Origin of the sequence: Trichocoleus sp. ST-U2 (genome assembly GCF_039961875.1) — a bacterium.
In the GTDB taxonomy this organism is placed as follows: domain Bacteria; phylum Cyanobacteriota; class Cyanobacteriia; order Cyanobacteriales; family FACHB-T130; genus FACHB-T130.
On sequence record NZ_JAMPJY010000008.1, the window covers coordinates 173,734 to 193,585 of the forward strand.

17 protein-coding genes are annotated in these 19,852 nt (G+C 49.0%); 14 read left to right on the plus strand and 3 right to left on the minus strand.

From position 1 onward, the window contains the following. The first annotated feature begins 152 nt into the window (after positions 1–152). The 6 genes from NC996_RS07985 to NC996_RS08010 all read left to right on the plus strand — a co-directional run bounded on the left by NC996_RS07985 (position 153) and on the right by NC996_RS08010 (position 8,605). Entirely contained in the window at positions 153–2,411 is a 2,259-nt protein-coding gene (locus NC996_RS07985; RefSeq protein ID WP_190690144.1) for a PAS domain S-box protein, read from the plus strand. 122 nt (positions 2,412–2,533) lie between these two features. Next, complete coding sequence (locus NC996_RS07990; RefSeq protein ID WP_190690146.1) at positions 2,534–4,759, plus strand: DUF4139 domain-containing protein; 2,226 nt, start codon at positions 2,534–2,536, stop codon at positions 4,757–4,759. Positions 4,760–4,816: 57 nt separating this feature from the next. Then, positions 4,817–5,386 (plus strand): DUF6193 family natural product biosynthesis protein, encoded by a 570-nt coding sequence (locus NC996_RS07995; protein WP_190524081.1) that lies wholly within the window; start codon positions 4,817–4,819, stop codon positions 5,384–5,386. Positions 5,387–5,399: 13 nt separating this feature from the next. Next, entirely contained in the window at positions 5,400–5,657 is a 258-nt protein-coding gene (locus tag NC996_RS08000) for a hypothetical protein (RefSeq protein WP_190411584.1), read from the plus strand. 29 nt (positions 5,658–5,686) lie between these two features. Further along, a complete protein-coding gene (locus NC996_RS08005) occupies positions 5,687–7,285 on the plus strand; it encodes a mucoidy inhibitor MuiA family protein (RefSeq protein ID WP_190690150.1) in 1,599 nt (532 codons plus the stop codon). Positions 7,286–7,393: 108 nt separating this feature from the next. Then, on the plus strand, positions 7,394–8,605 hold the full coding sequence (locus tag NC996_RS08010) for a DUF3747 domain-containing protein (RefSeq protein WP_190690153.1): 1,212 nt from the start codon (positions 7,394–7,396) through the stop codon (positions 8,603–8,605). A 149-nt stretch (positions 8,606–8,754) separates the two neighbouring features. Here NC996_RS08010 and NC996_RS08015 read toward each other — a convergent pair whose 3' ends face one another. Further along, a complete protein-coding gene (locus NC996_RS08015) occupies positions 8,755–9,222 on the minus strand; it encodes a low molecular weight protein arginine phosphatase (RefSeq protein WP_190690155.1) in 468 nt (155 codons plus the stop codon). A gap of 60 nt (positions 9,223–9,282) precedes the next feature. Next, positions 9,283–9,792 carry a GNAT family N-acetyltransferase gene (locus tag NC996_RS08020; protein WP_190690158.1) on the minus strand — a complete coding sequence of 170 codons (510 nt, stop codon included), beginning with the start codon at positions 9,790–9,792 and terminating at the stop codon, positions 9,283–9,285. A gap of 293 nt (positions 9,793–10,085) precedes the next feature. Between NC996_RS08020 and NC996_RS08025 the strand changes: the two genes are divergently transcribed. From NC996_RS08025 to NC996_RS08045, 5 genes are all read left to right on the plus strand, one after another. Then, a complete protein-coding gene (locus NC996_RS08025; RefSeq protein WP_190411579.1) occupies positions 10,086–10,733 on the plus strand; it encodes a 2Fe-2S iron-sulfur cluster-binding protein in 648 nt (215 codons plus the stop codon). A gap of 214 nt (positions 10,734–10,947) precedes the next feature. After that, positions 10,948–11,934, plus strand: coding sequence for a xanthine dehydrogenase family protein subunit M (locus NC996_RS08030; RefSeq protein WP_190690161.1), 987 nt, complete (start codon positions 10,948–10,950; stop codon positions 11,932–11,934). Beyond that, complete coding sequence (locus NC996_RS08035) at positions 11,931–14,156, plus strand: xanthine dehydrogenase family protein molybdopterin-binding subunit (protein ID WP_190690164.1); 2,226 nt, start codon at positions 11,931–11,933, stop codon at positions 14,154–14,156. The genes NC996_RS08030 and NC996_RS08035 overlap by 4 nt, the downstream gene beginning before the upstream one ends. A gap of 131 nt (positions 14,157–14,287) precedes the next feature. After that, positions 14,288–15,421, plus strand: a complete 1,134-nt coding sequence (locus NC996_RS08040; protein ID WP_190690167.1) for an XdhC/CoxI family protein — start codon at positions 14,288–14,290, stop codon at positions 15,419–15,421. Next, positions 15,418–16,047, plus strand: coding sequence for a nucleotidyltransferase family protein (locus tag NC996_RS08045; RefSeq protein WP_190690170.1), 630 nt, complete (start codon positions 15,418–15,420; stop codon positions 16,045–16,047). Before NC996_RS08040 ends, NC996_RS08045 begins: the two co-directional genes overlap by 4 nt. 143 nt (positions 16,048–16,190) lie before the next feature. Here NC996_RS08045 and NC996_RS08050 read toward each other — a convergent pair whose 3' ends face one another. Further along, entirely contained in the window at positions 16,191–16,664 is a 474-nt protein-coding gene (locus NC996_RS08050; RefSeq protein WP_190690173.1) for a GNAT family N-acetyltransferase, read from the minus strand. A 226-nt stretch (positions 16,665–16,890) separates the two neighbouring features. Between NC996_RS08050 and NC996_RS08055 the strand changes: the two genes are divergently transcribed. From NC996_RS08055 to NC996_RS08065, 3 genes are all read left to right on the plus strand, one after another. Next, the gene (locus tag NC996_RS08055) at positions 16,891–17,877 is read left to right on the plus strand and encodes an aldo/keto reductase (RefSeq protein WP_190690175.1); all 987 of its coding nucleotides are present in this window, start codon (positions 16,891–16,893) and stop codon (positions 17,875–17,877) included. Positions 17,878–18,015: 138 nt separating this feature from the next. Next, entirely contained in the window at positions 18,016–19,104 is a 1,089-nt protein-coding gene (locus tag NC996_RS08060) for an aldo/keto reductase (protein ID WP_190690177.1), read from the plus strand. Between the two features lie 217 nt (positions 19,105–19,321). Beyond that, a complete protein-coding gene (locus NC996_RS08065; protein WP_190411571.1) occupies positions 19,322–19,717 on the plus strand; it encodes a VOC family protein in 396 nt (131 codons plus the stop codon). The last annotated feature ends 135 nt before the right edge of the window (positions 19,718–19,852 follow it).

A 19,852-nucleotide genomic window follows, 5' to 3' on the forward strand; every position in this document is an offset into this window, starting at 1 on the left:
CGCCAGTGCTTATTGTAACTTGGAATAAGACTGAATAATACTGAAAATGAAGGGTGAGTGCAATGTTGAAAAAGAAATTCTTGGCTCAGAGAACTCAATCACGTGCTGCTCATCAATCAGTTTTTCAGTGTCATCCCATATCTAGGAAGGACATGGTTTCTGATTTAAATTATTTACAAGCTTTACGGGCTTGCTGTCGAGATGAAGCAGCTTTTGAACAGTTAAAGCTGCTCCTGAATTTAGAGGGAGAAAGTGTTGAAGAAATAGTCAGCCAAACTCAAACACAAGTCGATTCAGATTTTCAGTTCCCAACTGTCACCCATTCCTGGGAAAATCTTTTACCCGCAGAAATTCCCCTGTCACAAAGTGACCCAACACTTGAAAAAGTGGCAGCAAATAAGCTGGGAATTATTTTTCAGCTTCTCAATTGTGATGATTCTCGCTGGTTACTATTTGCCCATTCCGGTTGCCAAGAATTCTTAGAATTAGCATCTTATTCAGCTTATACAGACCCACCTCTGCTATGGAACCTGATCCATCCTGACGATCGGGAAGCTTATGAACAATCATTAGTTATTTCGGCAGCGAATCTTCAACCTTGGATATGGGAAGGTCGTGTGATTACCAAATCGGGCAACCTCAAGTGGATGCAAACTGCGGCTCGACCTATTTTGCAAGGAAATAATGACATTTATTGGAATGGTTTACTGATAGATATTACCGAGCGCAAGACTCGCGAAGAGGCACTCTTGCTTTCGGAAGAAAAGTTTTCTATAGCGTTTCGTTATAGCCCTGATGCTATGAGTATTACAACCTTCAATGAGGGGCGTTATATTGATGTAAATGATAGCTATCTCCGCCTTTGTAATTATAAAAAAGAAGAAGTTATTGGTTGTACCTCACTTGAAATCAATGCCTGGGTGAATCCAGAAGATCGCATTAGGATGCAACAGATGTTGCGGGAACAGGGAGCGATTCACAACCAGGAATTTGAGTTTCGCAAGAAGTCTGGCGAGGTGGGAATCTATTTATTTTCAGCAGAAATTGTCAACATTAATGGCGAATCATGCTTAGTTTCTGTAAGGAGCGATATTACTGAGAGCAAAGCTGCTGAAGCTTTGGCTCGCGCCACCGCAGAACGCGATCGCTTGCTCTACGAGATTGCCTTGCGGATTAGGCGATCGCTCGATTTGAATGAAATTCTCAACACCACAGTTGAAGAAGTTAGGCAGTTTTTGCACGCGGATCGCGTGTTTATTAGTTACTTTGATGAAAAGGGGCAAGGTACAACCGTTGCAGAGTCAGTAGATCCTAATTTTCCGTCAATTTTAGGTTGGGTTACGGAGAACGTTGCTTACAAAGAAGTTCAACAAATATTTGAACTCGATCGCATCCGAGTTGTCAACGATACAACAAAAGTAGAAAAATCTGCATTTATCGCTGAATACCACAATCGATATCAAGTCAAAGCTGGCATCGGTGTCCCAATTATGCTAGGAGACAAACTTTATGGCATCTTAATTGCCAATCAATGCTCTGCACCACGGGAGTGGCAGCAGTATGAAATTGACTTGCTCGATCAACTGGGAGTACAGGTAGCGATCGCAATTCAGCAATCTTCTCTCTTCCAACAAGTACAAATGCTGAATGCTAATCTAGAACGCCAAGTAGAAGAACGTACCGCTCAGCTACAGCAGAAAATGCAAGAACTGCAAGAGCTGAACCGGATTAAAGACGTTGTTTTACATACAGTTTCTCACGATCTCCGCACCTCGGTTCAGGGCACTATCATGGTGTTAAATAATCTGCTCGGTTCGCCAGAAGAAAAAGTGACCATTCCTCGCTCTCTTGTAGAGCGAATGATCCAAGGCAACGAACGCCAACTGAGCATGATTAAATCATTAATCGAAACCAATACTAACGAAAATAGAGGGATTGTTCTTCAGCGAGAGTTAGTTCAATTAAATACATTGGTTCCGGCGATTCTCCGAGACTTGCAACCCATGCTGGCGGAAAATCAAGCAACTATCAAAAATATGATAGCGGCAAATTTACCGTTAGTCATGGTCGATCCGTATCAGAGTCAGCGGGTTTTTGAAAACCTATTCACCTATGCTTTAAAACAAAATCCGCCTGGATTGAAATTGACTCTAAAAGCTAAAGTTGATAAGCAGATGATTCGCTTTACCATTGAGGATAATGGTAGAGGAATGAGTCAGCTTGAGTGCGATCGCTTATTCAATCTCTTCGTCCGCGATCCTCAAGCTCGCTGCTCGACTAACATCGGGTTAAAATTGTATCTCTGTCGGCAAATTATTACCGCTCACGGCGGAGAAATTGGAGTGACAAGTCGCCCGAATCGCGGCTCTACTTTCTGGTTTACCTTCCCTTTGGCAACAGCGGAAAGTTAAAACTGCAAAATTAAAAAGTTTAAAGTCTATCTTTTATTTTTAAATTTTTCATAGAGTTACTTGCGATCGCTTCTTCCCCTGTGCCTTACTGGATCTATAGGCAGTAACTCAGCGCAAACATCATGGCAATGCAAGAACTGGCTTCTCGGATTGACGCAGTTAAAGTCTACGCTGCCGGTGCCACTGTGACTCGGATTGCTGAGTTACATCTGAACGTTGGGGAACTGCCAGAACACGTTGAGATACCGGGATTGCCTCTGGCGCTAGATGATAGCAGTGTTCGAGTGAGGATTGAATCTGTAGAGACGCAAAACCCGTCCCCGATTGCCTCAGATGTTCGCATTGGTTTAGCTGTTCCCCCGCCGCAAGAGACACAGAACCCACCCCCGGAGGAGGAATTGCGTGTGGCGACGGCTGAGGTACAACGCATTGAGGACGCGATCGCCCTCATCGAAAAAGAAATTGGCGTCCTCAGTAATCTAAAAGTACCCGATCGCCCCAACGCTCAACCAGGGACAGCACCGCCGCCTTCGCCAATGAACGCTAGACTTGCTTTGGCAAACTTCAGCGAAGAACAAATCCGCGCCCGAATCCAGGAAAAGCGGGAAAATTTGGAAAAATTGCGTCTAGCTCAGGAATATCTTGCCGATTTGCAACAAAAGCAGGCGATCGCTTCCACCGCCAGAAATGCTAGACCTAATGAGCTTCGCAAGACGGTTATTGTCCGTTTGAGTTACGAAGAGTTTACTTTCCCTACCCCTTTTCTACCAGGAGAGGGCCAAAATTCCCCTCCTTCCCTTGTAGAAACGGGGGAAAACGGGTTAAGTTTTTCACGCTTAGTTATCGAATATTTTGTCCCCGGTGCGCGTTGGACACCGACCTATGTTTGCCGCCTAAATAGTGCGGAATCTAGTGCCAGCATTGCCGTCAGGGCGTTGATTTGTCAGCGCACAGGTGAAGATTGGTCAGGGGTAAGATTGGAACTTTCTACAGCCGAACCGATGGGTTGGTGTGCGCTACCGGAATTGCCCTCGCTGCGGCTAGGACGAGTGCAACCAGCGATGAGAAAATCAGGCTGGCGTCGTCCCCCAATCGGTGCAGAGATTCTTTTTGAGGACTACGATAGCCAGAGACCGACAGCTTTAACCGCTGTGTCGTCACAAAGCGCGATCGCGAATTTCTTATACAACTCTCCTCCAGTTCCACCCTTACCCGATCTGACGGCGCAGGATCGCTCTGAAATGTACGCTAGTTATGGGATGGCTATGCCAGCAGCAGCGCCTTGTGCAGACTATATAGAGGAATCACTGGCACCGCAAGTAGAATCCCCTTCCCTAGGAGACCGACTAGCGGCTCACAAAGCACTGAAACGGGCGGCAGCTGCCCCACCAGCAGCACCAGAATTTCTCCAGCGTCGAAGGAGGCAGAACCTGGAGGATACTACAGATGAGAATTCTGTAACCGATTTACTTGCATACGGTCTCATGCGAATGGGCGCAGCAGATGACCAAGCAAAGCGGGGTAAATTGTCGATAGAACAACAGCAGGAAATATATTTAGAAATCCTTCAACGTCAGAAAGTTACGGTTACGTTTAATGTCATGCAGGTCGTGCAACAGGCTTTTGATAACGCCCAAAAATGCCTCTGGATAATGCTTCCTCCCGGTGGTATCCATGTGCGAGACGTTGCAGGTTCCTTCGACTATGCCTATAGCGCTGATGGACGAATTGATGTCCCCTCAGACGGGCAATTTCACTCTGTCGCCCTAACTAGCAACAGTACAGACGTAGATTTGCGCTACATCGTCGTTCCCCGCGAAGATACTAACGTCTTCAGAATTGCCCAACTCCGCAACCCCCTACAAGCACCGCTACTCGCTGGCCCTGCGGATGTCTACGTCGATGGCGAGTACATCTTATCTACAAATATTGCCACAGTTCCACCAAAAGCACAGATGGAATTAGGGCTAGGAGTGGAACAAGCCATCAAAGTTGCTCGAAACACCGTTTATGAAGAAGTTCGTTCTGGCGAAACCATCGTCTCCTTCAACGAACTGCGCCACAAAATTAAAATCGATATTAACAACTATCTACCAAGAATTGCCAAGATTGAAGTACGAGAAAGACTCCCCATTCCCCAAGAAGGAGCAAAAGTAGATATCCATTGCGATCGCGTCTCGCCACCTTGGGAAAAATACGAACAACAAGAACGTAACTCACCCATCAAAGGCGGCTATCGCTGGCAAGTCGAAGTCCCCGCAAAAGAGAAAACTACCCTATCAGTTGATTACATCATTAAAACTTTTGTAGACAGCGAATTGATTGGGGGAAATCGGCGGGAGTCGTAATTTTAATTGAAGATTTGGGCTTACTAAATATATAGCCTAAAGAGAGTAAGTTGTACCGTGGAAAAATACAATCGGCGGGAGTTTATTGTGTATGGCTCAGCCACCGTTTGCAGCCTCTTGCTACTGAGCGTTAGTGCTAGCAGCAAGCCTTCTCAAGCATCAACCAATCCTATTTCCACAAAAATATCAACGAATGAGTATGTTGAAAATAAATGGCAAGAACTCGAACAGCGGTGGCAAGAAATTTTGCAAAAACACGAGCAGCGGTGGCAATACACAGAGCAAACTTGGGAAAACAATCAAATGCCCCCTATCATCCGAATCCGCATGGTTGAGTCTCACCGTTCTGTGTACGATTTAGTTCATCTTATTCAAACTGCTAGAAAACACTCAGTGCTGAGTCAACTTTATCCGTATACCAGTCATTATTGTCTAGGTTTCAGCAGATATACGGAACCGCCGTTTTGGTACGATTGCCCTGCTGCTGTACCCACAGGAAAGGGGCAGTATGAAGTATTGGCTCCTAGTAATTATCAACAGATTATTGCAATCGTTAATGATGCACCAACAGCAATTAGCTTGATAGTTGAAAATTTGCCGCGTAAATATTCTAATCTTTATACTTAAATGCAAAAGCTAAATGATATTAAATCCGGTTGATTATTCAGCATTTGCAAACAACCTCTCCCCGCCATCGCCGATGGCTCCGGTTTCCCTCTCCGTCAACGGAGAGGGGGTAGGGGTGAGGTTCCAAATGATGTCATCAAATCCGGTTGATTATTCAGCATTTGCTTTAGCATTCCCTCAGAAACTCTTCCCGCGATCGCCTGCGGCTCCGGTTCCCCTCTCCGTTAACGGAGAGGGGATAGGGGTGAGGTTCCAAACAATGACGATTTAAATAAATTTGATATGAGGAAGTGGTAAATTATGCAAGCAATTCAAAAGTCGCCAGAAGTTATTCAAGAATTAACGCTCGATGCACCCGTTTGTGTCGTAACACTCTTAGAAGATAGGGCACAGGTGCGACGAATTGGCAAAATTAATTTAACCCAAGGACTGTGGAGAATTCAAGTCCAGAAAGTTGCCCCAGTTCTTTCAGATAAATCTCTTCGGGCAGAGTTTTGTGAGGAATATCCAGAGGCACGGATTGACGATGTTCGCGTTCGCCGCCAGATGTTGGTTAAGGAAACAGATCGACTAGCCAATGTAGAGATGCAAAATTTCGCGTCTCTACAAGCAGAACTGCGATCACTACTTAACTCCTTCAACAATATCAGCGAAGACCGCCAGCACCTCGAATCGTGCTTCGAGCGAGTAAACACCATCCTTGCTAAAGGTTTGCAGGAACTCCCCGTGGATGCGATTTGGGGACAAATTGACCCTAAATCCTGGCGAGAGCAAATTTCTACTTTATTTAAACAATTGCGAGATTTCCGATCGGAAATCTTAAGCAGCTATCACACTCAAGAACAACTACACCAGCAAATTCACGACTTAATTGCCAAAGCAGAAGCCTTATCGCGTCCCGATATGGTCTATGTTGCCAACATCGAAGCCGACTTAATGATTCCCCAAGCGGGAGAGTATGCGATCGCTTTCGACTATGTGGTTCCCGGTGCCATGTGGCGACCTTGGCACCAAGCACGCCTTCTCCTCGACGAAAAACCGACGCTCTCTTTCCGCTTCGATGGCTGTGTCTGGCAACGCACGGGAGAAGATTGGAAAGACGTAGATTTAGTCTTTTCAACCGCCCGCGCATCCTTGGGAACTGAACCACCCCTGCTGACAGATGACCCTTTAAATGTTCAAGAAAAATCTCAGCAGATAATCATTCAAGCGAGAGATCAACAAGTTCAGACAACCGGACTCGGAACTGGCACCGCCCCCACTACCATTGATTTACCCGGCGTTGATGACGGCGGCGAAGTCCGCAACCTACGCAGCCAGACGAAAGCAACGATTCCCTCCGATGGTCGCCCTTACCGCGTTGCCATCTTCTCCTTCGACTCTCCCGCCTCTGTAGAGTATGTCTTGATGCCAGAATTATCCTGTCAAGTCATCCTTAAGAGCGAACAGACAAACACTTCTAAATTCCCGATTCTAGCCGGACCCGTAGATTTAGTGCGGACTTCTGGCTTTATCGGTCGCACCTCAGTTTTATTTATTTCGCCTGGAGAGAAATTCGCGTTGGGATGGGGAGCGGATAATGCAATGCGCGTACAGCGCACCCAAACCCAAAAAAGAAAACAGGAGCATCTGACTAAATGGAATACGGTTACAACTACAACAACATTGTTCCTTTCCAATATTGGTGCAGAACAAAGAGCGATCGCAACCACTGAGCGGGTGCCGGTTTCTGAGCTAGAGCAAGTGAAAGTTGAGGTAATCTCCGATAAAACTACCGACGGCATCCAGGCAGATGAAAATGGCTTTTGCACCTGGAATTTCATCTTAGAACCTTACTCTCAACTCCAGGCATCCTTGGTCTACCAAGTTTCAGCCGCACCGGAAGTACAAGGCATCTAGCGCCAAGATTCCATTGATTGGAGCGACAGGAGAGGGGAACTTTTGGGTGATAAATAATATCACATAATTAAAGAAAAGAAATCTACCCAGCTCCATAACCTCCTCACCATGTCTTTGCCTTCAAGCTCCTCCAAGCGTCTATTTGGACGGTCAATTGCCGCCCTAGCCACCGTCGTCCTCTCCACCCTCAGTGCCGTCAACCCCAGCCCAGCCGCCGTTTTTACTCAAAAAGAAGTTGAACAAGGTAAATTTATCGCCGTAGCTGCCCCATACGGCACGAATAGTCATCAACTGCTAATCCTGGAACAGATATCCGATAAACGGGCCTGTTGGAGTGAAAGTGGCGATCGCCCAACAGCAGTCGATCCGCTGCTACTCAACTTTGACTTCACCGGCATTTGCGGACGCAGTACCGATAGCAACGGCTATTCTATGCGTATGGCGGGGACGGATTTGGGGCTGAAGTACAGTTTCAACTTAGTAAAGCGCGACGGAGAACTCGTCCTCGTCGGTACAAACTTTAGCGATCGCACGGTTCCAACCATAGAAATTGGCAGAACCAACGGACTCAGCGATGGTTTTATGAAAATCAATCTCGATCCGGCGTGGCGGTTCGCCAAAAGAACCTACAACGGGAAAACCCTCGGTCACGTCTATCTTGCTAGCGACCAAGCCGCGCCGGGAATCGACCCTGGCGATATCGCAACGCCTCCCGGAAGTTCCACCTTCGGAGATATCGCCTCAGATGTCTACGCGAAAGAAATTGAACAAGCCGTTGCGCTGGGGTTCGTCGCAGGCTTTAAAGAAGACAACACCTTCCGCCCTCAAGTCGCCTTAACCAGAGAGCAGCTCGTGTCTATGGTGTTGGAATCTTTAACAAAGCTACCAGGAGCCAATGTCACGATCCCAACTCAAGCTGCATCCCGACCCTATCCCGATGTCGATGCCTCGCGCTGGAGTGCCGCTAAAATTAAATGGGCGCGGGATAACAACATTGTCAGTGGCTACCAAGACGGCACCTTTAAACCCACTCAACCCGTCACGAGAGCTGAATTGATGGCAGTGCTGCAACGTGCTGCTGAATTTGGCAAAAATATGCGTGGCCTTAGCCCAGAATTAGCGACCAAAAACTTAGCGAAAACCTTCTCAGACACCGAAAAACACTGGGCTGCCTCGCTGATTAGCCAAATGTCTTCTTATTGCAACGTCGCCTCCCCAGTTAATGAAGTCGGTAGCAAGTTTGAGCCAAACTCTCCGACTCGCCGCAACTATGCAGCCGCTGCCACTCTGCGGATGCTCAACTGCGTCAAAACTGAGTAATCCCGATCGTTTTCTCGCGTCTAATAGGCTCTCAAGATAATTTTGATGGTTTGTTCTAGACGCGATCAATCCTTTCTCTACGACAAATGAATCCTGCCGCTCAACCCTCACTAATTCGTAGACATTTGGTTAAAAAACCTTCGTCACGATTAAAAATCAGCGGGTTCTCTTCGGCACGTAGCGGCTAGTTTTTCTAACAACAGATCCAGTTTTTGCTCGATTTCTCCGGCACACTGTCGATAGGTTGTCAAGTCGCCACCATACGGATCGGCGATTTCAGATTGATCGGGATAGCCAACGTATTTTTTTAAGGTATATACTTTGTCAGCAGCAGCAGAGAAAGCATCAGCGATCGCTTTCTTTTGCCCGCCCGTCATTGTCAGCACCAAATCCGCCCAATCGAAGAGCTGGCGATCCAGCCGCTTCGCTTCATGGTAGTAATCGATACCATACTCCTTCAGGACGCGCTGGGTCTGCGGGGATGCAGAATCTCCCTCAAACGCCACGACGCCCGCCGAGCGCACCTCCACTTCCATTCCTTTCGCTTTTTGGCGGAATAGCGCTTCTGCCATCGGGCTACGACAGGTATTGCCCGTACACACAAATAAAATCCGCATTTGTGACCCTCTCTTTTCTCTCTCGCTGTTGCTCAGCCAATAAAACTGCTGTAGTTAATTCTACGGAAGATTGGGTCTTTTTATTGCATAAACGCGAACAGTCTTTTCCTGAATAATTGTGTCTTTTTCGTAAGTTAAGCCGACTTTCATTGCGACATTCTGAGACGCGATGTTTCCCGGATGGATTAAGGAAATGAGGCGGTTATAACCCAGCTCAAAACCATAATCCCGAATTGCACTAGCCGCTTCGGTTGCCAAACCCTTTCCCCAGTATTCCTTAGCCAGCATATAACCAATCTCGACTTCTTCTTGCCCATCCACTCGCTGCGGTATTAATCCACACCGACCAATAAACTGGTTTTCAGCCTTGTGAATGGTCGCCCACAAACCGAAGCCGTATTTCTCGTAGCAGCTAAATATCCACTCGATGTTGAGCTTAGTTTCTTCAGATGTTCGCGTGTTGGGGAAGAACTTCATCACGACTGGATCGGCAAAAATGGCTGCCAAGTCATCTACATCATCCCATGTGAGATGTCGGAGAATTAAGCGCGGTGTTTCAGTTACAATCATCTGATTTTTGGGTGCCTGTTTCACAAAGTTGAGTTCAACTGATATCTTGCACCAATATCTTGCAATCTTGCACCAACCCGATAACCTGCCCAGAATTCAAATTCTGGGTGAATAAATCAGGTCTATTGAAATAGACTAAAAACCTTAATATTTCTGATTTTTAGCCCGTTTTAACGAAATTAAAGCTATCAGCAAAAAAATTGCTTTCCTTGCGCCTCATTAAACTTCAGTTCTCATGCCGAGAAATGTAAAACGCACTATCTTTGTTATTAGACCTATTTTGACACCGCAAAATGAGGCTGAGGATAACACGGCGACGGTTCGGTATGCTAACGATCGCAAGTACCTTGGTCGTTGCTAAGGACGCGATCGCATCCCGCATCGCGAATGCAAACCTTACAAAAAATATTTTTATGCAAACAAGCCCTAAGACTTCCACCGCAGTCGCGAAAACCCAGGAGCCTGGTCGTATTGACGTGACGCTGCGAATCAATGGTAAATCGCACACTTTGCAAATAGAACCGCGCGTGACGCTACTGGATGCACTGCGCGAACGCATCGGTCTGACAGGCACCAAGAAGGGTTGCGATCGCGGACAATGCGGTGCGTGTACTGTGTTGGTCGATGGACGGCGCATCAACTCGTGCCTGACCTTGGCGGTGATGCAGGAGGGCGCGGAAATTACAACGATTGAAGGTTTAGCTCGTGGCGATGAACTTCATCCCATGCAGGCGGCTTTCATTAAGCATGACGGCTTTCAGTGCGGATATTGTACGCCCGGTCAGATCGTGTCTGCGGTGGGTCTATTAGCAGAAGGTTGCCCGACATCCGATGAGGCAATTCGGGAGTGCATGAGCGGCAATCTCTGTCGCTGTGGTGCCTATCCTGGCATTGTTGCCGCTGTGCGCGAAGTTCATCAGACGCAGACTAGCAATGGGTAGCCGGGAAGCATGAGCAATTCCGTCGTTTCACCAATCAATTGCATACCCGCAGCTTTGCCCTGAAATCAATTTCGGGCTAATCGCTAAAGTTAGCTAAAGCTAACTGGATATGGATTTCAACGGGTTGAAATAGGTTTGAGCGGTGAAGCCGGAAATTTATTTCATGGCTCTTAAGTCAGTGCCATTCAACTTAAACCCATGCACAGGAGTTTTAATGAAACCTTTTAGTTATGTGCGTGCTACTGAAAAAGGCGCAGCCATTCAGACAGTTGCGGGGGATCGGGCAGCAAAATTTATCGCAGGCGGCACTAATTTAATCGACTTGATGAAAGGAGGCGTGGCGCAGCCTGACCAACTGGTGGACATCACCCGGCTACCCTTGGCAGACATGGCGGCAATCTCGAATAGCTTACGCATCGGGGCGATGGCACGCAACAGCGACGTGGCAAATAATCGGTTGGTGCGCGATCGCTATCCGTTACTGTCTCAAGCGTTACTCGCTGGCGCGTCGCCGCAACTGCGGAATATGGCAACCATCGGCGGCAACTTGATGCAAAGAACCCGCTGCTACTACTTCAACGATTCGACGATGCCGTGCAACAAGCGCGAACCCGGTTCCGGTTGTTCGGCGATTGAAGGGTACAACCGCATTCACGCGATTTTCGGTGCCAGCGAACAGTGCATTGCAACGCATCCTTCGGATATGTGCGTGGCGCTGGCAGCCCTTGATGCCGTAGTGCGTGTTGAGGGGCCGAACGGAGAGCGACAAATCCCCATCAGTGACTTTCACCGCTTACCGGAAGATACGCCTCAAATCGATACGATGCTTCAACATGACGAACTAATCGTTGCGGTGGATTTGCCAAATTCACCCTTTGCCGAGCGATCGCACTATTTAAAAGTACGCGATCGCGCTAGTTATGCCTTTGCCCTGGTTTCCGTCGCCGCCGCCCTCGATATCGACAACGGCACCATTAAAGCGGCGCGAGTCGCGATGGGAGGCGTCGCACATAAGCCGTGGCGGGCGGTTGAGGCGGAGAAAATTCTGGTTGGTGCAAAAGCGAACGAGCAAACCTTTGCAGCAGCAGCAGAGGCAACAGTTCGGGAAGCCCAACCCCAAAAATACAACCGATTCAAAGTTGAAATGGCAAAACGAGCGATCGCTCGGGCACTCACAAAAGCAGCAGGAGGCACAGTATGAGTCAATCTGAGAATGCAACCAACCAAGCTGTGGGTAAGCCAATGGATCGGGTGGATGGACGCCTGAAAGTGACGGGTGGTGCCCGCTACTCGGCGGAAATCCCTGTAGAAAATCCCGCCTATGCCGTCTCTATCGGCAGCGCGATCGCCTGCGGACGCATTAAAAGCATCGACACCCGTGCGGCGGAACAGTCCCCTGGTGTACTGAGTATCTTGACGCACCTCAACGCGCCTAAACTCCGCCCGGTGCCCACCTTGTTCGGGGGTGGGGCTGCTGCCGAAAACCGCCTGGTGCTGCAAGAAGCGGTTGTACATCACATCGGTCAGCACATCGGCGTTGTTATTGCCGACACCCTAGAAAACGCCACCCACGCCGCATCCCTCGTCCGCATTGATTACGACGTCGAAACGCCGGTGGTGGAGATGGAAAAGGCGCAGGCATACGTGCCGAAGTCCGTGTTTGGCAAACCGCCAGAGACGATACGCGGCAATCCGACGCAAGCTTTAGCCGATGCTGAAGTGCGGATTGAAGAAACTTACCGGACGCCCACCGAACACCACAACCCGATGGAGACGCACTCGACAACTGCCGTGTGGGAGGGCGATCGCCTCACCATTTACGACGCCACGCAGTCTAACTTCGGCGTGCGTCAGGCAATGGCGACGACGTTCGGCATCCCCGACGAGAACGTGCGCGTCGTGTGTCAATTCATTGGCGGCGCGTTTGGCGGCAAAGCTATGGTTTGGCCCCACGTCACGCTAGCCGCCCTCGCTGCCCGCCAGGTACGTCGTCCCGTGAAATTAGTTTTAACCCGCGAACAGATGTTCACCGTGGTTGGGCACCGGGCAGAAACCGAGCAACAAGTCGCACTCGGCGCAACCCGCGACGGTCGCTTGACTGCGATCGCCCATCGGGGCATCTCCCATACTTCAACGTTCGAGGAATTCCTCGAACCGTACACTGTGGGAACCCACATGATGTACGCCACTCCCAACTTGCAAGCAAAGCAAAGTCTCGTCCGTCTCAACAAGGGAACGCCGACCTTTATGCGTGCCCCCGGCGAAAGTCCGGGAATGTTCGCCCTGGAATCGGCAATGGACGAACTCGCTTATGCCGTGAAACTTGACCCAATTGAGTTGCGCCTCCGCAATCATGCAGACATAGATCCCAGCAATAACCTGCCTTGGTCGAGCAAGTCGCTCAAAGAATGTTACCAACTCGGCGCAGAAAAATTTGGCTGGTCGCGGCGCACTCCCGAACCGGGTTCGATGCGGGACGGTCGTTACCTAATCGGTATGGGAATGGCAAGCGCCACGTACCCCGTGAATCACTTCCCGGCTAGCGCGAGAGTCCGCATCCTGCAAGACGGCACCGCCTTAGTGCAAAGTGGTTCCCAAGAGATGGGGACGGGTACGGCGACGGTGATGGCGCAAGTCGCCGCTGACGCCCTTGGTTTGCCGGTTGAGCGAGTGCGATTTGAGCTGGGAGATACCCAATTGCCCCGCGCGCCGATATCGGGCGGATCGGCGACGATGGGAAGCGTGGGGACTGCCGTGCATGAAGCGGCGCAAGCAGCCCGTAGGAAGGTACTGGAGTTGGCACGCACGGATGCTAGTTCGCCGCTTTACAACGTCCCGGAAACAGACATGGCGATTGAGGGCGGACGCCTGTTTCGCAAGAGCGATCGCAACCAGGGCGAAACTTACCAAGCGGTGCTGACGCGCCAAAATTTGCCGCAAGTCGAAGAAAGCTTTGATGCCAAGTTTAACCGCGCCGAGAAGAAGTATTCCATGCACTCCTTCGGCGCTCAATTTGCCGAAGTGCGCGTCGATCCTGACTTTGGCGAAGTGCGCGTAACCCGCTTTGTGGGAGCCTTTGGGGTGGGACAGGTAATCAACCTCAAAACAGCGCGATCGCAAATGATTGGCGGTATCGTCATGGGGCTAGGTATGGCACTACTAGAAGAAACGGTGACAGACTCCCGTACCGGACGCATCGTCAACGCCAACCTGGGTGAGTACCACGTACCCGTCAACGCAGACATCCCCGCAATTGAGTCGTACTTCGTCGAAGAAATCGACCCGCACATTAACCCGATTGGAGCTAAAGGCGTGGGCGAAATTGGCATCACTGGCGTGGCGGCGGCGGTGGCAAACGCTGTCTATCACGCCACCGGGAAGCGCATCCGCGACCTCCCGATTACGCCGGATAAGTTGCTGTAATCTGTCTTAGCACCTAACCCCCCATCCCCTTCCCTACGAGGGAAGGGGAGCCATATTCAAAGCCCCTCTCCGTGTCGGAGAGGGGTTTGGGGAGAGGTCAGCCCGGATTGGCTCAAACTGCAAAGCTCTATATGAAAGAATTACAGGAGATTGTTGCCGCATTTGCAAAAGCCAAAAATTGCGGCAAGACAGTAGCGATCGCCACCATAGTCAAAGTCAGTGGATCTACCTACCGGCGACCGGGCGCTCGAATGCTGATGACTCTAGAAAGTGAGAGAATCGGTTCAATTAGCGGCGGCTGTCTGGAGAATGACGTTTTTGAACGCGCTCAACAGGTCATCGCGTCTGGTAAACCCATGTTGGTGAACTACGATACGACCTCCGACAATGACATCGTCTGGGGGCTGGGACTTGGTTGCAAGGGAATGGTACAGGTGTTGATTGAACGCCTAACTCCAGAGAACGAGTTAAGTCCGATGACCTTTCTGGGAGAGTGTCTGCATCAGCGGCAGGTAGGAGTTCTAGCAACGATATTTCACATTGAAGGTCAAATCAAGGCACAAGTCGGAACCCATTTAATGCTGCATCAAGATGGCACAATTTTCAGTAACCTCGAAGATGCAGATTTGAGTGCAGACATACTCGAAGATGCCCGTGAAGTGCTTGATAAAAATTGCTCGCTTTTTAAAGCGTATCCCTTACTGGGAGGGAAAGCCGAAGTTTTTATCGAAGCGATTCAGCCACCTGTCTCGCTGGTCATTTTTGGAGCAGGTGACGATGCTATCCCGGTTGTACGCTTGGCGAAAGAATTGGGGTGGTACGTAACAGTCATTGATAGCCGACCTGCCAATGCAAAATCAGAGCGATTTCCCAGCGCTGATGAAGTGATTTTGTCTCGCCCAGAAATCGTCAATGAAACCGTAGAAATTGATAAGCGCACGGTAGCTGTGGTAATGACCCATAACTATCTGCACGACCTAGAAATCCTGAAAACACTCTTGCCTTCTTCCGTGCAATATTTAGGCATTCTTGGCCCTAAAAGAAGAACCGAACAGTTACTTTTGGAGCTAAAAGAAGGGGGAATGCATCTGACAGAAGCCCAACTTCACCGCTTGCATGGCCCTGTTGGACTGGATATTGGCGCTGATACACCGGAAGCGATCGCACTCTCAATTGTGGCGGAAATTCAAGCAGTTCTCGCCAATCGTTCCGGCGGGTTATTAAGAAACCGCCAGGAACCAATCCACAACCGGAGTACCGGATGAATGCGCCTGTCGTCGGTTTGATTATTCTCGCCGCAGGAGCATCCACTCGCATGGGGACGCCAAAACAACTGCTGATGTATCAAGGGCGCAGCTTCCTCCGCCACACCGCAGAAGTTGCGATCGCTTCTCTCTGTCAACCCATCGTTGTCGTTTTGGGTGCAGATGCGGAACGAATGAAGCCGGAAGTTAACTTATTACCCGTCCAAATCGTAGAAAACCCACAGTGGGCGGAGGGGATGAGTTCTTCGATTCGGGTGGGTATTGAAGCGCTGAGTAATTTAAATCAGAACATAGAAGCCGTTGCGATCGCACTTTGCGACCAGCCTTTCATTTCTTCCCAACTACTCAATCAAATCGTGGAAGCTTATCAGGTGACGCGCCGACCGATTATTGCTTCAGAGTATGCAGGAAGCTTGGGCGTACCCGCTTTGTTCAGCCGCGCCTTGTTTCCAGAACTCACGAGCCTAAAAACGACCGAAGGCGCAAAAAAAATCATTAAAAAATACTCACCCGAAGTCTTTCGCATCCCCTTTCCGGAGGGTGCTATCGACATTGATACCCCAAAAGATTACCAGAAATTTCAAGCGATCGCTGATGAGTATCTACAAAGCAGGACTGGTATTTAACAAATATAGCAATCCTAAATGAGTTGTAAACTTCTCTCTCTTCTCTTCTCTTTCTCTGTGTTCTCTGCGTCTTGGCGGTTCGTTTTTCCCCCAAATCACATAGGACTGATATATCAAGATGAAAGATGATGCATTTTTACTTTTTAAAGCATTTTCTCCATGAACACAGTACAAGGACTCGTATTGTATCGCTCAATAAAATAGAAGCCGAGCCGCTGATAAAGCTTCAGAGCTTGTGCTTGTTTTTGTTCATCAATCGTATCCAGCCTGACTTTCTTATAACCTGTAATTCTGGCAAAATCTAAGAGCATCTGAGCCATTTTCGTCCCCAACCCTCGTCCTCGATAATCTTTAAGAAACCACATTCTCTTTAGTTCGCAGATGTCGTCGCTCAAACGCCGAATTGCGCCACTGCCAACAACCCGCTCCTCATCAATCAGCACCAAGAATGTGCCCTTATTGTCGAAGTAGTGCGATTGCACGTCATCTATATCAGACATGGCATCATAACGCCTAATCACTTCTTCAGGAAGCTGCCATATTTCCTTGCAAACCGTGATGATTACGCGCTTGACTTCTTCAACTTGGTGCGGTTGTATCGGTTTGATTTCTATCATCTGTTTTCTGCTGTTGCGGATAAACGGGACAGATTATCAGTTTGAGATCCTTAAAGTCGATGTGCAACCGCTGAGTAAAGCCCCACCAAGTGTGAAGGCGGAAAACCGATTGCCAGTTAGGAAAAATGTCTATCTTAAGACGTATCCCCAAGCAAGTGACAAAACATCGTTCCCTGCGTAGACTGAGCGCAAGTCAATCAGGCAAACTTTAACAAAGAAATTAGCGATGAAGATACGACAGTTAGGACAAAGCGATCTCACCGTCTCGGCAATCGGCTTGGGTTGCATGGGAATGTCAGATTTTTACAGCAACCGCGATGATACTGAATCAATTGCCACCATTCATCGGGCGCTGGAGTTGGGGCTAAATTTTCTCGACACGGCTGATATGTATGGGCCATTCAAGAACGAAGAATTAGTTGGACGAGCAATTAGCGATCGCCGCGACTCTGTGGTTCTCGCTACTAAATTCGGCATCGTTAGCAGCGAAGACCCTAACGTTCGCGGTATCAATGGCAAACCGGAGTATGTTCGCTCAGCCTGCGAAGCGAGTTTGCGTCGTCTGGGTGTAGAGACGATTGACCTCTACTACCAGCATCGAGTTGACCCCAATACTCCCATCGAAGAAACCGTCGGTGCGATGGCGCAACTGGTTCAAGAAGGCAAAGTCAGATATTTAGGACTCTCGGAAGCCGGATCGGAAACCTTGCGTCGTGCTTGCTCCGTACATCAAATTACCGCATTGCAGAGCGAGTATTCCCTGTGGAGCCGCGATCCAGAAGACGACATTCTTGCCACCTGTCGAGAGCTTAACATTGGCTTTGTTGCCTATAGCCCGCTCGGACGGGGCTTTTTGACCGGGCAGATCAAAAGCTTTGATGACTTGGCTGCTGATGATTACCGCCGCAACTCACCGCGTTTTCAGGGCGAGAACTTTCAGAAAAATCTGGAACTGGTACAACGGATTGGCGAAATTGCCCAAGAAAAAGGGTGCCGACCAGCGCAGCTGGCTCTTGCTTGGGTGCTGGCGCAGGGTGAAGACATCGTTCCCATTCCCGGAACTAAGCGGCGGCAGTATTTGGAAGAAAATACCGCGGCGCTGGAAGTGAATCTGACACCAGAAGATTTGCAGCGCATCGACGAAGCGGCACCGAAGGGCGTCGCTAGCGGCGGACGTTACCCGGAATCGATGATGAGCATGGTAAACCGCTGACATTTTTGAGCAACGGTTTCTGCTACAAAGATGCTTGTGACAGGTCAAAGTTACTGCGTGCAATCCTGAAAGCGGTTAATTCCGAGCCATCAGATTTTTTGTCCATGCTAAAACTCCCTTCGTTCTACGAGGAAAACCATGAGATACAAGCTATTAGGAAAGAGTGGATTAAGAGTTTCCGAACTCTGCCTTGGCACAATGACTTTTGGTGAAGACTGGGGCTGGGGCGCATCTAAAGATGAAAGCCGCCAAATCTTTGATGCCTTTGTGGAAGCAGGCGGTAACTTTATTGACACTGCCAACGGCTACACAGAGGGCACCAGCGAGAAAATGGTTGGTGAGTTCATTGCCTCAGAACGGGAACGCTTTGTCGTTGCTACCAAATACTCATTTCCCTTGCACATGAGCGTAGGCGCTTCGCCTTCTCGTAGAGATCGCGCGGGCAATCCCAACGGCAGTGGCAACCATCGCAAGAACATGATGCAGTCGTTAGAAGGCAGTCTGAAACGCCTTAAAACTGACTACATTGACATATATTGGCTGCACGCTTGGGACTTCATGACGCCCGTAGAGGAAGTGATGCGTGCCTTCGATGACATGGTACGTTCTGGCAAGGTTCTCTACATTGGCATTTCTGACGCACCCGCATGGATTATTTCCCAAGCAAACACGCTGGCGCAGTGTTACGGCTGGACGCCGTTTGTAGCGCTGCAAGTCGAGTACAGTTTGATTCAGCGGACGCCGGAACGGGACTTGTTACCGATGGCAAAGGCTTTCGACTTGGCAATTACGCCGTGGTCGCCCTTGGGTGGCGGTGTGCTAACGGGCAAGTACAATCAGCGCACCCAGAGCAACAATAGCGAACAGGGGGGCGAACAGGGGCGAATCGGAACGATAGGGGGGAATATTTCCGAGCGGAATTTAGCGATCGCTGACGTTGTGTGTCAAGTTGCCGAAGAAATTGGGCACACGCCTTCACAGGTGGCGCTGGCTTGGCTAAGCGCTCAAAGCAGCGTCATCATCCCGATTATCGGTTCTCGGAAGGTCAGCCAGATCGAAGATAATCTGGCTTGCCTAGATGTCCATCTGACGCCAGAGCATTTGCAACGCCTCAATGAGGTGAGTCAGATCGATCTGGGCTTCCCCCATGACTTCCTGAGTAATGACACGATCCGCGATCGCCTTTATGGCGGCACATTCAACTTAATCGACAATCATCGCAGCTGAAACCAGGGTAAGGAATAAATCAATAAACCCATGCTATTTCCTGATAATTTCCAATGGCGATCTAATTCACCTTGCAGAATTTACGCTAAAGCCAGAGAATCAGGAATGCTTGGGGGAATTGGAGCGGGAATCTGTAATGTTAAGGTTGCAAAATCTAGAACGAAACGATTTTTAAATCTCCCACAAAAATGTATCGCTTAAATAAGGTGAAGTTGCCATGAAAGTTAAATCTGCATATACAAGGCTTCTGGTTACTGATATTGAAGCTTGCTTTCTGTTCTACCGAGATGTAATGCAATTCAAGGTAAATGTAGAAGATTTCACGAGCGGATATGCTGAATTTGAAGCGGGAGATATGAAGCTGGCTTTATTCAGGCGCAAGGAAATGGCAGAGATGATCGGAAACGATCAGAAGCCTTCCAGTGCCGAATGTCAAGACAAAGTTGTATTAATTTTCACAGTACCTAACTTGGACGAAGCCTATCACGAATTAAGACATAAAGACATCGAATTTACTACAGATCCGATGACCAACCCATACTATGGAATGAAGACAGCCTATCTTCGAGATCCTGATGGAAATCTTATCGGTTTATATCAATTTTTAGACTGATATAAAAGAGCCAGTCTGGTTAGCGATGCCTAAGCTTATGATTGCGCGATCGCTATTTGCATTTTGGGCCTGCCGTCAGCATTACAAAAAAAGCGCTGCCCCTGGATAGCAGTTTATCTCAGCGTTCGGAAACCA

What these genes read in the sequence shown, in the direction of transcription:
- NC996_RS07985 (WP_190690144.1), top strand. Translation starts at nt 153, where the DNA reads ATGGTTTCTGATTTAAATTATTTACAAGCTTTACGGGCTTGCTGTCGA.
- NC996_RS07990 (WP_190690146.1), top strand. Translation starts at nt 2,534, where the DNA reads ATGGCAATGCAAGAACTGGCTTCTCGGATTGACGCAGTTAAAGTCTAC.
- NC996_RS08000 (WP_190411584.1), top strand. Translation starts at nt 5,400, where the DNA reads ATGATATTAAATCCGGTTGATTATTCAGCATTTGCAAACAACCTCTCC.
- NC996_RS08005 (WP_190690150.1), top strand. Translation starts at nt 5,687, where the DNA reads ATGCAAGCAATTCAAAAGTCGCCAGAAGTTATTCAAGAATTAACGCTC.
- NC996_RS08010 (WP_190690153.1), top strand. Translation starts at nt 7,394, where the DNA reads ATGTCTTTGCCTTCAAGCTCCTCCAAGCGTCTATTTGGACGGTCAATT.
- NC996_RS08015 (WP_190690155.1), bottom strand. Translation starts at nt 9,222, where the DNA reads ATGCGGATTTTATTTGTGTGTACGGGCAATACCTGTCGTAGCCCGATG.
- NC996_RS08020 (WP_190690158.1), bottom strand. Translation starts at nt 9,792, where the DNA reads ATGATTGTAACTGAAACACCGCGCTTAATTCTCCGACATCTCACATGG.
- NC996_RS08025 (WP_190411579.1), top strand. Translation starts at nt 10,086, where the DNA reads ATGAGGCTGAGGATAACACGGCGACGGTTCGGTATGCTAACGATCGCA.
- NC996_RS08030 (WP_190690161.1), top strand. Translation starts at nt 10,948, where the DNA reads ATGAAACCTTTTAGTTATGTGCGTGCTACTGAAAAAGGCGCAGCCATT.
- NC996_RS08035 (WP_190690164.1), top strand. Translation starts at nt 11,931, where the DNA reads ATGAGTCAATCTGAGAATGCAACCAACCAAGCTGTGGGTAAGCCAATG.
- NC996_RS08040 (WP_190690167.1), top strand. Translation starts at nt 14,288, where the DNA reads ATGAAAGAATTACAGGAGATTGTTGCCGCATTTGCAAAAGCCAAAAAT.
- NC996_RS08045 (WP_190690170.1), top strand. Translation starts at nt 15,418, where the DNA reads ATGAATGCGCCTGTCGTCGGTTTGATTATTCTCGCCGCAGGAGCATCC.
- NC996_RS08050 (WP_190690173.1), bottom strand. Translation starts at nt 16,664, where the DNA reads ATGATAGAAATCAAACCGATACAACCGCACCAAGTTGAAGAAGTCAAG.
- NC996_RS08055 (WP_190690175.1), top strand. Translation starts at nt 16,891, where the DNA reads ATGAAGATACGACAGTTAGGACAAAGCGATCTCACCGTCTCGGCAATC.
- NC996_RS08060 (WP_190690177.1), top strand. Translation starts at nt 18,016, where the DNA reads ATGAGATACAAGCTATTAGGAAAGAGTGGATTAAGAGTTTCCGAACTC.
- NC996_RS08065 (WP_190411571.1), top strand. Translation starts at nt 19,322, where the DNA reads ATGAAAGTTAAATCTGCATATACAAGGCTTCTGGTTACTGATATTGAA.